Annotated in this window: 10 protein-coding genes; 3 read left to right on the top strand and 7 right to left on the bottom strand. The window is 32.4% G+C overall.

Annotation, left to right across the window (positions count from 1 at the left end):
* Positions 1-204 precede the first annotated feature (204 nt).
* Positions 205-1,821 (bottom strand): asparagine synthase B, encoded by a 1,617-nt coding sequence (gene asnB, locus A4F88_RS16065; protein WP_068843647.1) that lies wholly within the window; start codon positions 1,819-1,821, stop codon positions 205-207.
* A 315-nt stretch (positions 1,822-2,136) separates the two neighbouring features.
* Positions 2,137-3,813, bottom strand: coding sequence for an asparagine synthase B (gene asnB / locus A4F88_RS16060; protein ID WP_068843646.1), 1,677 nt, complete (start codon positions 3,811-3,813; stop codon positions 2,137-2,139).
* Positions 3,814-4,372: 559 nt separating this feature from the next.
* Between asnB (A4F88_RS16060) and A4F88_RS16055 the strand changes: the two genes are divergently transcribed.
* Genes A4F88_RS16055 through A4F88_RS25480 form a run of 3 tightly spaced genes read left to right on the top strand, consistent with a single transcriptional unit; the run spans position 4,373 to position 5,705 of the window.
* Entirely contained in the window at positions 4,373-4,801 is a 429-nt protein-coding gene (locus A4F88_RS16055) for an SRPBCC family protein (protein ID WP_068843645.1), read from the top strand.
* Positions 4,776-5,237, top strand: coding sequence for an EVE domain-containing protein (locus A4F88_RS25485; protein WP_073075402.1), 462 nt, complete (start codon positions 4,776-4,778; stop codon positions 5,235-5,237). Before A4F88_RS16055 ends, A4F88_RS25485 begins: the two co-directional genes overlap by 26 nt.
* Before the next feature lie 9 nt (positions 5,238-5,246).
* Positions 5,247-5,705, top strand: a complete 459-nt coding sequence (locus A4F88_RS25480; protein ID WP_068843644.1) for a MarR family winged helix-turn-helix transcriptional regulator — start codon at positions 5,247-5,249, stop codon at positions 5,703-5,705.
* Positions 5,706-5,753: 48 nt separating this feature from the next.
* Here A4F88_RS25480 and A4F88_RS16040 read toward each other — a convergent pair whose 3' ends face one another.
* The 5 genes from A4F88_RS16040 to A4F88_RS16020 form a co-directional block, all read right to left on the bottom strand.
* Positions 5,754-6,203 (bottom strand): hypothetical protein, encoded by a 450-nt coding sequence (locus tag A4F88_RS16040; RefSeq protein ID WP_068843643.1) that lies wholly within the window; start codon positions 6,201-6,203, stop codon positions 5,754-5,756.
* Positions 6,204-6,268: 65 nt separating this feature from the next.
* Positions 6,269-6,799: a GNAT family N-acetyltransferase gene (locus A4F88_RS16035; protein ID WP_068843642.1), complete on the bottom strand. Its 531-nt coding sequence runs from the start codon at positions 6,797-6,799 to the stop codon at positions 6,269-6,271.
* A gap of 210 nt (positions 6,800-7,009) precedes the next feature.
* Entirely contained in the window at positions 7,010-8,761 is a 1,752-nt protein-coding gene (locus A4F88_RS16030; RefSeq protein WP_068843709.1) for a porin family protein, read from the bottom strand.
* Between the two features lie 130 nt (positions 8,762-8,891).
* The gene (locus A4F88_RS16025; protein ID WP_068843641.1) at positions 8,892-9,755 is read right to left on the bottom strand and encodes a PhzF family phenazine biosynthesis protein; all 864 of its coding nucleotides are present in this window, start codon (positions 9,753-9,755) and stop codon (positions 8,892-8,894) included.
* 68 nt (positions 9,756-9,823) lie between these two features.
* Positions 9,824-12,838 carry a tetratricopeptide repeat protein gene (locus A4F88_RS16020; RefSeq protein ID WP_068843640.1) on the bottom strand — a complete coding sequence of 1,005 codons (3,015 nt, stop codon included), beginning with the start codon at positions 12,836-12,838 and terminating at the stop codon, positions 9,824-9,826.
* Positions 12,839-13,163: the final 325 nt, after the last annotated feature.

Below are 13,163 nucleotides of genomic sequence, written 5' to 3'. Positions count from 1 at the left end.
TGGTAAATCAAATATAGTATTTTTCTTAACAGCAAATTCTAATCTTTTAAAATTCAAAAAACAAAGGCAAAATTCAATAACAAAAACAGAGTGAATTAAAAAAAGTATTTATAATAAAAAATCCGAAACCAACATTTAAAATGTCATTTCGGATTTTTTATTATTGGGTTCCAAATTGGTTTTTGGAATTTATTTTTGATGTTTCTAAACTGTTACTCCTGATTTTGAAATTTCAGCAGCTGCTTTTACGTGAGCAGAATTGGCTCTTCCGCTAGGATCAGGATTATCCTGCCATTTTGGGATCCATTTTCGAACTGTTTGCGCTGCACTTACCTGCGGATAATATTTATGAAAGATTGATCTGTACAAATAGGCTTCTTTTGTTGTTGGTGAATTATATGGAAATTCTACACTTGCGCCTGCTAATTGTTCATCTGAAACCTGAGCAGCACAGTATTCAATTAATTCATCAACCCAGTTATACCCAACTCCATCAGAAAATTGTTCTTTTTGACGCCATAAAATCTCAGCTGGCAAATATGGATCTTCTGGTGTATCAAATGCTTTTCTTAAAATGTATTTTTCAATACCATCATAAGTTTTTGGCTGTTTTTCTTCTGGTTTGATTCGGATGGCAACATCTAAAAATGAAGTATCTAAAAACGGAACCCTAGCTTCTAAACCATGCGCCATTGTTGTTTTATCAACACGCAACAAATCGGCAGTAAAAAGCTTTTGTACTCTTTCTATAGTCTCATCTTGAAATGCTTCTGTCGATGGAGCATTTCTAAAATATAAATGTCCGCCAAAAATTTCATCCGCACCTTCACCTGAAAGAAGAACTTTTATTCCCTGATCTGCAATTGCTTTTGACAGTAAATACATTGGAACACTAGAACGAACAGAAATAATATCGTATGTTTCTATATAATAAATCACTTTTTCCAGAACCTTAACTCCTTCTTCTAAAGAAAAATGAATTTCATGATGCTCTGTTCCTAAAAATGCCGCTGCCTTTCTTGCCGCCATATTATCTGGTGCATCCGCATTTAAACCGATAGAAAATGTATGCAATTTTCTGCCTTTTTCCTTCAAAAGCTTTGAAGCAATCGAAGAAACCAAAGAAGTATCCAAACCTCCAGATAAAATAGTTCCTAAAGGAACGTTGCTAAGCAGACGCTTGCGAACCGCCTCAATCAAACTCTCCCGAATTAAGCCTAAGTCTAAGCTTTCAACTGCTTTTTTATGATCTTCGCATTCTGGCTGATAATATTTTACAAAACCAGTTTTTGCAGTATAATAATGTCCCGGAGGAAAAGTCGAAAATGATTTGCATTGATCTGCAATAGATTTCATTTCAGAAGAAAAATAAATTCTTCCTCTTTCGTCTAATCCGTAATACAAAGGTTTTACTCCTATTGGGTCTCTTCCTACTATATAATCATCACCATCAATAATTACAAAGGCAAAATCACCATCGAGCATATTACAAAACTTATAACCAAATTCTTCATATAAATGCACTATGACTTCAGAATCTGATTTTGTTCTAAAGGTATGTTCTTTTAAAATGGTATCTTTTAATTCCTGATAGTTGTAGATTTCACCATCATGTACCATCCAGGCTTTATTGGTTCCCTGAATAGGTTGTTTACCTGATTTTAAATCGATAATCGACAAACTTTCATGGCAAATGATACTGCCATTTTCCATAATGTGCAAATCACTTTCATCAGGACCACGATGAGACATTCTTGCAGAAAGTTCTTTAACAAGTTGTGGGTCTTTTCCTTTACCAATAACAGCTAATAATCCAGACATACTATCCTATTTTTTATTTTTTACTCCTCTCCACCAATCCAAAATAAGTTCAACATTAAAAAATCATTAAAATTTTCTATTGAAGACAAAACTAAATATTATTTTTTGCTTTCCTACAATTCTGACATTAAAATATTGCTGATCTGATTTTATTCTGATCAAATGTCAAATATAAAAAAGAAACTCAAACGAATGGGTGACAAATTAATTTAAGTAACTGAAATAATACACTTTAACATTTTAAGACAAGAAAAACGTCCTCAGGATTGAGAACGTCTTTCGAAAATAATATATACTAATTCTAAAAATTCTTATTTATGCTTTTGCGTAAGCATCATCATGAACACTTGCCACCGCTCTTCCTGACGGATCGTTCATGTTTTTGAAAGCTTCATCCCATTCTAAAGCAATTTTTGTACTACAAGCTACGCTGGCTTCCTGAGGTACACATAAGGCTGCTGCATCGCTTGGAAAATGTTCTGCAAAGATAGAACGATAGTAATATTCTTCTTTTGAAGTTGGAGTCTGCAATGGGAATTTAAATCTTGCATTTGCCAATTGTTCATCCGAAACTTCTCTGGCTACCACTTCTTTCAAAGTATCAATCCAGCTGTATCCTACTCCATCAGAAAATTGTTCTTTTTGTCTCCATGCAACACTTTCCGGCAACATATCTTCAAAAGCTTTACGAACTACCCATTTTTCCATAGGATGTTCTTTGTTGATCATTTTATCCTGCGGGTTGATGCGCATCGCAACATCCATAAATTCTTTGTCTAAGAACGGAACACGTCCTTCGATTCCCCATGCAGCCAAACTTTTGTTAGCACGTAAACAATCGTACATATGAAGTTTTCCTAATTTACGAACGTTTTCTTCGTGAAATTCTCTGGCGTTTGGCGCTTTGTGAAAATATAAATATCCTCCAAACAACTCATCTGCTCCTTCACCTGATAACACCATTTTGATTCCCATTGACTTGATAACTCTCGCCATTAACCACATTGGAGTTGAAGCTCTAACAGTAGTTACATCATAGGTTTCAAGGTTATAAATTACATCACGAACAGCATCTAAACCTTCCTGAATGGTAAATTTAATTTCGTGGTGAATTGTTCCGATATGATCTGCTACTTTTCTTGCCGCTGCTAAATCAGGAGAACCTTCTAAACCAACTGAAAACGAGTGCAATTGCGGATACCAGGCATCTGTTGTATCATCTGACTCGATACGTTTTTGTGCAAATTTTTTGGCTACAGCCGAAGTGATAGAAGAATCTAAACCTCCGGAAAGTAAAACTCCGTAAGGAACATCACTCATTAATTGTCTGTGAACTGCTGCTTCTAATGCTTTTTTGATTTCCGGAATACTTGTTACATTATCTTTTACAGCATCATATTCTGTCCAGTCTCTTTTGTACCATTGTACAAATTCGCCGTCTTTACTGGTCATATAATGTCCCGGAGGAAATAATTCGATTTTTGTGCAATATCCTTCTAAAGCTTTCAATTCTGATGCTACATAAAAAGTTCCATGCTGATCCCATCCAATGTATAACGGAATGATTCCCATATGATCACGAGCAATAAAATACTCATCTTTATCCACATCATAAATGGCAAATCCGAAGATTCCGTTCATTTCATCTACAAAGTGAGGTCCTTTTTCTTTGTAAAGTGCCAGGATTACTTCGCAATCACTTTCAGTCTGAAAGTTATATTTTCCTTCAAATTGTTTACGCAATTCTCTGTGGTTGTAAATTTCGCCATTTGCAGCCAGAACCAGTTTTTTATCTTCTGTAAATAAAGGTTGTTTTCCTGAAGCCGGATCTACAATTGCCAAACGTTCGTGAGACAGAATTGCTTTATCATTGCTGTAAATTCCGCTCCAGTCTGGTCCACGGTGACGAATGATTTTAGACATTTCTAATACTTGAGGTCTTAAGGTTTCGGCTTTTTGTTTTAGATCAAAGGCACATACAATTCCACACATAATTTTATATTTTTATTTTTAAATTTCATTTTGATAGGGCAAAGATGCATTTATAGTTACAATTGAAAAACACAAATACTAATTTCAGTTATAATTTTAAATCATAATTTTAATTTTACATATAAAATGTAAAATTTTAGCATAAAAAAATGCCCGAAACTTATAATTTTCAATTTCGGAGGTGAAATACGAGTAAAACACAAGATTTTAAACAAATCTTTGAATTAAAACTTGAGATATTTAAATATCCATGAAAAATTCATAAACAAAAGAAAAAATACTGTTCAAAAATTATCCTATGCTCAATCTTAATCATTTCTATGGAAAGAAATCACAATAGTAATTCCTTGCAGAAAATCTCCAAACATTTTCGAGTTTCTAGTATAATTTCTCACTTCGGTTGAAGTGACACACTTTTTTTCATTTAAAAAAAAGTAAAATGAGTGTATAAAAGTTTTTTTTTAGCAGCTTTAAAACTTGTCTAAAAAAAAAATATCAAATATTATCAATTTAATAAGTACACTTACTATATTTGCACTTATTAAAATTAAAAAAAATTATGTGGACAAGATCGTATTCTGTAACTACAACAGAAATTACCAAAGAGCAAATTTGGAAACTGACAACAGACATTAATAATTGGAAAAAATGGGATGATACTGTAGAAGACTCTCAACTTTTAGGAGAGTTTAGAGTTGGTAATTACTTTCTTCTTAAACCAAAAGGAGGACCTAAAGTAAAAATAAAACTAGTTGAAGTTATGGAAAACAAAAAATTTACTGACTTAACAGTTTTTCCTCTTGCCAAAATGTATGGAGAACATACTTATGAAGATACAAGCGATGGGCTTAAAATTTCTGTAACAATGACTGTAAAAGGGATTTTATCATTTTTATGGGTAAAATTAGTTGCTAAAGGAATTGTTGACCATTTAGCAGCAGACATTACAAATCAAATTGAAAATGCAAAAAAAATCAGCAATGAGTAGATATTGGATTGCCGCTATTTCAAAAGAACATGCGCAACTAGCAATTAATGGCAACTTCATTCAAGTTTGCCATGGAAAAGAAGCTCCTTTGAAAAGAATGAAACAAGATGATTATATCCTAATATATTCTTCTAAAATAAAAATGACGGAAAATGAAAAGTATCAAATGTTTACTGCGCTAGGAAAAGTAAGCGATGATCGTGTATATTCCTTTCAAATGACAGAGCAATTCAAGCCTTTCAGAAGAAATATAGAATTCCTGAAATGTAATGAAGTTTCAATACTTCCTATGATTGAAAATCTTGAATTTATTACAGACAAAAAACATTGGGGTTATCCATTTCGATACGGTTTTTTTGAAATCAACGAAAATGATTTTAACTTTATAACTTCAAAAATGATTTGCGATGAAACGATACTCGCAAATCGAAAATAAAATTTTAAAATGACTAAATCAACAGATAACACTTTTAGTGTAGAAAAACCAGACGACAGCTCTGGTTTTTTGTTGTGGCAAGTAACTAATCTTTGGCAACGTGAGATCAAAAAAGCCTTAGAACAATACAATATAACGCATTCGCAATTTGTACTTATGGCAAGTATACACTGGCTTACACTTCACAAACAGGAAGTAACCCAAATAATACTATCATCTCATACAAAAATAGATCCAATGACAACTTCTACAGTGCTTAGAACTTTACAACAAAAAAAGTTCATTAAAAGACAAGAACACGCTACAGATACCAGAGCAAAAATTGTCGTACTTACTGATATTGGAAAAGAAATTGCAAAAAAAGCGATTGTAACTGTAGAAGATTTTGATAAAAAATTCTTTTCGGTTTTAGATACAGATATTAAGAATTTAAATCATAATCTTGCCAAATTGCTAAAACAACAATAAAATACAATTATAATTTTCTTTAAAATACTAAACAATAAATTCAGTTTATTAATCTACACTCTCAACAGTATAATGCGTCTTATTAATCTCAAACTGAAATCCTACTTTATTCCCCATCAAATGAGAACCCAAAGGAGATTGTGGTGAAAGCGCAATAACGTTGATGCCATCAATTGCTATTTTCGGAAGCGCAACACTTACATACAAATAGATTCCGTTCGCTTTTACTAAACTTCCCGAAATGATATTTTCAGTGGTTTTTGAAGCGTCAATTTTATCTAAAATTGCTTTTTGAGCAATCGATTCTTTTAGTTTATTGGTAAGCTTTTCCTGTTCGATATGCATCATCGACAGCGCTGTTTCGTGCTTATCTCCTGCAGAACCTTTGGCATCGTTTTTAGAATCTTCGGTCAAAGCCGAAATCATGTCTCTAAAAACATCAATTCGGTCCTGAACCATTAGTAAATAATGTGAATGTATTTTTTGTTTGAAAGTCATTTTTTTTGAAGTACTGAGGTTTTGAGATGCAAAGGTGCAAAGTTTTTTTTTCTTTGTCTAAATTTTTATTCCAAAAATGCATCTGGATAAATTACTTTACCACTTACATCTTTTAGTCCATCTTTTACAAGCTCAATAACCATACAATTTTCAGCAGGAACATCAAAAGGCATTTCGATATTGTATTTTTTACAAAGCTCATAACCAAATCTTGGATAATAATGCTGATGCCCTAATAGGATAATCGATTTATAACCCAGTTCTTTTGCAATTTTATGACTGTATAAAATTAGTTTTGCCCCGATTCCTTTTCCCTGAAATTCCGGCAATACTGAAACAGGCGCCAGGGCTAAAGACTGAAATGATGTTGTATTATTTTTGATCTCTAACCTGGTTAATAAAATATGCCCTACAATCTCATTATCTATTTCTGCAACAATTGACAACTCCGGAATAAAAGCTTCTGATTTTCTTAATCTTTCTACCAGAAATTGCTCTTTGTGATCGCTATATTCTTCTTTTTCAAAAGCCTTTTCGATTAATTGAAAAACCTTTTTGTGATCGTTTTCATTTTCTTGTCTGAGTTTGATTTCCATCTTGACTATTTTTATAATAAAACCTGATTCAACACAAAGGAAGTAAAGTTTTATGCAAAGATCGCCATTTTTTTCACCATGAATTACACAAATTTTCACCAATTATAAAATGCAAAATCCGCAAAGCTGTGTATTAAACCAGCTTTGCGGACTTAGTGTTTATAAACGTAACTTTAGGTAAAATCTTAGCGTGCTTCGCGGTTAAAAAACTTAAAAATCGAATTTATAATTAGCTCCTACTAATACCTGAAATCCTTGTACAGGATAATTCAGCCATTTTTCATAGGCTTGATTTCCAATATTATTTAATTTTAAGAAACAGGTTAAACGTTCATTGTATTTGTATCCTAAATGTGCATTGGCATCAAAATAACTTTTTAAAGTATAAATTTTAAGTTCCGGACCTAAATCAGGATTCATTTGTGAGTCTTTACGTTCACCTACAAAGAAAACATTTAAACCGGCATACCATTGTTTTGTAATATTTACATCCAGAGTAGAACTCAGTTTCATAGAAGGTAAATTCCATGCTTCTAATCCATCTGTTTTGTAACTGTTAAATGTCCCGTTGATTCCAAAAGAAACATTTCTTGAAAAATCAGCTTTTAATTCTCCATAGAAACGAAATGTTCTCACATCATCATAAACAACTCCAAAAGAGTTCCCAAAAGCATAATTCTGATTTGAGAAATCTTCTGTATAACTATTGGCTACGTATAATGCTTTATTTTTTTCGTTTAGATAAGATCCTGTCAGGTTATAATTAATATTGTTTGCCAGTTTACCTTTTAAACCTGCAAAAACAGTATATTGATTACTGGTTGGTCTCATATTTAGTGTTGGAGACAAGAAAGGATTAACTGTTACAAAATCAGCATATGAGTTTTGCTCCAAACCTCCTTTTGCTCCTGTATAAAAAATCATTAAATCACCTACTAATTTATAAGATGCGTTTATTTTTGGATAAACATAAAATTTGTTTCCGCTGTTTTCTGAATCTAATCCATAAAATAATCCGGCTCCTAATTCTAATGTCCAGTCGTTTTCAAGAACCACAAAACTTGGTTCAATTCCAAAATTAGTCAAACTGTATTTTAACGGCTGTGTATTATTTCGCTCATAATTATGTTCGAAAGATCCGCTAACATGGTCTACAATAATATTTGTATTGATCGATTGTCCCATTACATCTACTTTGAAAGAAGGTTTTACATAGAAACGATTTTCTGAAGAGGAGAAACTATCTGAAAAATGAGTGAATTTAGTTGAGATTTTACTGAAAATCCCTTCGTTGAATTCAATATTTCCTCCTAATGAAATAGTGTTGTATGAATGATTTGGATTGATGCCTCTAATCAAATCATCACGGGTTTGTCCTGCCAGAGTTGCTCCAAAATCAGCAGGCAAACCATACCAGTTGTAAAGTTGGTTTTGATATCCTAAACCAACATTCCACGCCATATCACGATTGTTTACACCATAACCTACATCGAATGCTGTATCGTAAAATTCATCGTTTAACTCTACACCTTTTACTCCGCCCTGAGAAGAGTGATGACGAAACATTCCTGCTACATAATCATTGTTTCCTAAATCCTGATTTACGAACAATTCAGCATTTAATGTTCCATAATTTCCCACTCCTAAAGTAGCATAATTATTAAACAATTTTTCTTTTTTTGATTTTTCCACACCTTCAGCTTTTCCTTTTGAAGGTGTAAAAGTAGAAGCCACAGGAACTGATAAAATACTATATTTTATGGTTTCTTTGGGCTGATTTCCGGTATCGTCAAGTGATGGTGTTTCTTTTACTTTAAACGCATCAGAAATTGTTGGCGAATAGGGTTTTACAACATTTACGGTTTCTGTTCCTATTGTTTCGTTTTTCTTCTGCGAAAACGAAAGCTGAACCACAAACAATAGTAGTAAAATAATGATTTTATTCTGGCAATTAATTTTCATATTTCTTTTGTTTTGTAAAATGTCTTCTGTCAAATGTAAGTTGTGAAAAGCATGCACAATATAGATCTCACATTTTACTTTTTACATTTCACAATTATCTAATTTTTTAATTCTCTCAATTTTCTAATTACTAAGCTTCCCACTCTCCTTTTGCTACAAACTGAGCTTTTCCCCCTATTTTAATATCAAATTGATTTTCGGTTAATTTTCCTTTAAAATAAATTTGGGACGGACGATTGATATAATCTCCCTGATAATTAATCATTTCAAATTGTGGTAAATGATATTTTAAAAGAAAGGCCTGTAAACATGTACTTGCGCTTCCTGTTGCTGCATCTTCGACCAATTGATTGTATTCGATACACAACATTCGGCTAAATAATTCTGAACCTTCTAAATAATAAAAGTATAGGCCTCTATGATCGGTTTTACAATTATTTTTCATCCATTCGTCTGCTTTATCTTTGTCTAAAACCAGATTTTCTAAAGCTCTTTTGTTACTTAGTCCAACCATTACAAATGCACTTCCGGTTGTGACTTCCTGAATTGGAAATTGGTTTTCGAAATCTTCTTTTTTCAGATTACTGAATACTGTAAAATCTTCTTTCGAAAAAATATCCCAGAATTTCGGTTGTGCTGCTTTTAACCAGATTAAATCTTCTGACTGATGAATTGGAATTGGTCCAATTGGAACCTCTAGTTTAATTTCATCAGGTGAATTATCAAATATTTTATTGATCAAAACCCACGAAGTTCCAATTATTGGATGTCCTGCAAACTGCATTTCATGAGCCGGAGTAAATATTCTAATTTCTGCCTTATTGTTTTCTCTGTCTAGTTTTGTTATAAATGTGCTTTCTGCGAAGTTTATCTCTCTCGCAATCTGCTGCATTTCTTCTGAACTTAAATTTTGTGCTTCTAAAAAAACAGCCAACTGATTTCCGGCATATTTTTTATCAGCAAAAACATCAACTATATAAAAAGGTAAATTCATATTTTGTAAAATGTGTTTTGTGAGAAGTAAAATGCAAAAGCATTTTACTTCTTACTTATAACTTATAACTATTTTGTAATTGAGGAGTTCGTTTTAGATTCTTCTAATTTTATTGCACTTAGCTCTTTTTTAGCTTCTTCTACAACATCCTGATAATCTGTGAAATTGTTGATTACATTATCTAAAATATAAGTTGCCTGATAACTGTCTTTTAATCCGTAGAAGTTTTTAGCCATTAGAACCAAACTTTTTGCTCCGTAATATTTATAAGCCGAATAATTTTTAGCCAGCTTTTGAACAGAAACGTTTGATGCATCAAATTTGCCTTCTTTTGTTTTAAAATAAGCATCATAATACAAGGCTTCTGCTGCTAATTCTCCTTTTGATGTTGCAGATAATTTGGCGTATGCCGCTTTGGCTTTATCTTCATCTCCGGTTTGCATTGCTGCACGTGCCACGATAATTTGGGCATCAGCTTTTACATTTGCATCTGCTTTTGGGTTCTGCAATACTTTGTCTGCAAAAATTACTGAGTTATCATAATCTTTTTTGTCATAATAACATTTCATCAAATTTGCCTGTGCAAAACTTTTGTTCTGCGGAAAATCGGCTTCGTTTTCTAAACGTGTTAAAACCGGAATCGACTTATCGCAATCTTTTGCTTTCAAATAAATCTGCCCTAATCTGGTTAAAGATTGTTCTGTAAACTCATTTCTTGGCTGATCAGTTACATATTGGTAATTTGCTACTGATTTGGTTTCTGAACCTTCTGCATAAGACAATTGTGCCAGATAAAAATTAGCCTCAAGTGCATGCATTCCTTTTGGAAATTTATTTATATAACCTGTAAAACCAGTAATGGCTTGTTTGCTGTTATTTTGACTGTATTGTTTGTAAGCTGCATCATAAGTATCATTATCTAATTCTGCATCTGTAACCGCTACGAAGTCTAATGTACGAACCCAGGTTGCATATTCATCTACTTTTCCTGAATCAACATAAATTAATCTTGCAGTAGAAACTGCTTCTAAAGCTTCGGGAGTTTTTGGAAATTCTGCCGCTACCTTTTTAAATTTAACTAGTGCCTGATCATCACGATCTGAATTGTAATAGATCAAACCTTGTTTTAAAATTGCTTTCGAAGTAAATGACCCGTTTTTATATTCAGAAATTAACTGATCGTAAGTTTTAATTGCCTGATCGTTCTTTTTCTCTGCTACATATGTATTTCCTAATTCATACAAAGCATCATCACGATAAGATGATTTTTTATACATCTGAAGGAAATTATTCAACTCGTCTACTTTCTTGTCGTTTTTAGACATGAAACCATAAGAAATTGCTTTTTGAAACTGAGCGTAATCAGCATCTACACCTTTTGCTTCAATTGCTTTAGCATAAGCTTCGTTTGCCGCACTATATTTTGCATTTACAAAACGACAATCTCCCAAACGTAAATATGAATCGTTTAAACGCACTTTATCTTCTTTCGAATTATCAATTTGCGCCTGAAAAGAATTTCCTGCCTGATCGTATTCTTTCAATTTAAAATAAGTGTACCCAATATTATAATTGATATTTTTATATTCATCAGTTGTTTTTGCAGCAGCTAATCCTGCAAATTGCTTGTAGGTCAATAATGCATTTGAGAAATCATCAGAAACATATTCTGTTTCGGCTTTCCAGAAAGTAGCACGTGCTGTAAACTCAGGCGTTTTTTGTTCGCTTATAGCGTTTTTAAACATTTTTCCCGCTTCTGTATAATTCGATTCGTTGAACAATTCAACTCCTCTGTAAAAAAGCACTTTTTGGTATGCTGCTTTGTTTTCTGCCGATCTGTTTTTTTCTAATAATGAAAGTGCTTCTTTGTAGTTTTTGGTTGAAATATAAGAATCAACCAATAACTTTTCTATTTCAGAACGGCTTGAATTATTTGGGTATTTTTTTAAGAAATCAAGTAAAACTCCGGGAACAGTTTGATAGGCGTTACCAATATCATAACTTACTTTGGCATAATTTAAAGCTGCATCTTCCTGAATCTGTGCGTTAAAATCCATTTCAGAAGCATTTTTAAAAGCATTCAAAGCTTCTTGTTTTTTTCCTGTATTTAAATAACTTAAACCTAAATGATAATAAGCATTTTGAGCTACAAAATCTTTTCCTTCAATAATTTTATTAAATTGGGAAATTGCTTTTTCGAAGTCTTTTTGTTCGTAATACGCATAACCTAGCTGATAAAAGTCAGTATTGTTCCATTTTCCTTTTTTACCGGCATATTGCTCTAAAAACGGAATCGCTTTACCGTATTGTTTTAAGTTGAAATAGCTTTCTCCAATAATTTTATTTAGTTCTGATTTTTCAAGCGCATTTGATTTAGCCATTGCTGTTTGCCCCAAATCGATTGCTTTTTGGAAATTTCCAAGTTTGAAATTCATATCAGCCTGATAGTACGAAAGCTTTTCCTTGTATTTTTCTTCGCCCGAAACCTCATCAAAATATTTGGTTGCTTCTTTGTAATCATCACCTTCGTAAGCCATAAATCCTAAATAATACTTTGCCTGAGAACCAAATTCTGGAGAATTTACCACTTTATTAAAATAAGTTACGGCTTCTTTTTTCTTTTTGGCATTGAAGTAACTGTATCCTTTTTGGAAATTAAATTTATCCGAATCGGATTTGCTCATATAGCTTTCATCTACTTTATCAAACCATTGCAATGCTTTTGGATAATTTCCCTGTTCAAAGAAAAACTGGGCAACTTCGATATAAGCCTGATTTTGCTTGGTACTTGTTGGATAATCGTTTACGAATTTTTCCATCAAAGCATCTGCATTGGCTTTGTTGGTTCTAATGGCACAATTGGCGATGTAATAGGCACAATCTGACTGAACTTCTTCGGTCGTTGCATTGTTTTTTACATGTTCGAAAATAAGTTGTGCCGAAGCATATTGTTTGTCATTATATAAAGCCAGTGCTTTGTCAAAATCCTTTAAATCGTAAGTGTAAATAGCTGATTTTTGTGCCGAAACTATGGTCGAGAAAAGGATAATTGGTAATAAAAAGAACCAGGAAAGTTTACGCATTTTAATTATATTTAGTATTCAAATGTATCATTTTATACCGTTTATAACGAAACGTTTCCTGAATTTATTATGAACAAATATTTTAATGAGTATTATTAAACAGCATATTAGGCTCCAAAATATTGGTTCTCAAACTTTCCGGGTTATATTCTTTTATTAAGATAAAAAATCAGTTTCATTATATTCTGTCAGATTTCAGATATTTGGCCAAATTGTAATTTTAGATTTTTTTTGCAAAAACATAAAAAATCAATGTGATCCTTTTTAATCTCTGGCAACTTTTAAAAATTTCTCACAGAAATGATTCAAATTTATTTTGAATCCA

It is taken from the genome of Flavobacterium chilense (assembly GCF_001602525.1).
In the GTDB taxonomy this organism is placed as follows: domain Bacteria; phylum Bacteroidota; class Bacteroidia; order Flavobacteriales; family Flavobacteriaceae; genus Flavobacterium; species Flavobacterium chilense.
This window is presented reverse-complemented; position numbering and strand designations above follow the sequence as displayed.

Coding starts and splice junctions, on each gene's coding strand:
- asnB (WP_068843647.1), bottom strand. CDS start 1,821: ATGTCTGGATTATTAGCTGTTATTGGTAAAGGAAAAGACCCACAACTT.
- asnB (WP_068843646.1), bottom strand. CDS start 3,813: ATGTGTGGAATTGTATGTGCCTTTGATCTAAAACAAAAAGCCGAAACC.
- A4F88_RS16055 (WP_068843645.1), top strand. CDS start 4,373: ATGTGGACAAGATCGTATTCTGTAACTACAACAGAAATTACCAAAGAG.
- A4F88_RS25485 (WP_073075402.1), top strand. CDS start 4,776: ATGCAAAAAAAATCAGCAATGAGTAGATATTGGATTGCCGCTATTTCA.
- A4F88_RS25480 (WP_068843644.1), top strand. CDS start 5,247: ATGACTAAATCAACAGATAACACTTTTAGTGTAGAAAAACCAGACGAC.
- A4F88_RS16040 (WP_068843643.1), bottom strand. CDS start 6,203: ATGACTTTCAAACAAAAAATACATTCACATTATTTACTAATGGTTCAG.
- A4F88_RS16035 (WP_068843642.1), bottom strand. CDS start 6,799: ATGGAAATCAAACTCAGACAAGAAAATGAAAACGATCACAAAAAGGTT.
- A4F88_RS16030 (WP_068843709.1), bottom strand. CDS start 8,761: ATGAAAATTAATTGCCAGAATAAAATCATTATTTTACTACTATTGTTT.
- A4F88_RS16025 (WP_068843641.1), bottom strand. CDS start 9,755: ATGAATTTACCTTTTTATATAGTTGATGTTTTTGCTGATAAAAAATAT.
- A4F88_RS16020 (WP_068843640.1), bottom strand. CDS start 12,838: ATGCGTAAACTTTCCTGGTTCTTTTTATTACCAATTATCCTTTTCTCG.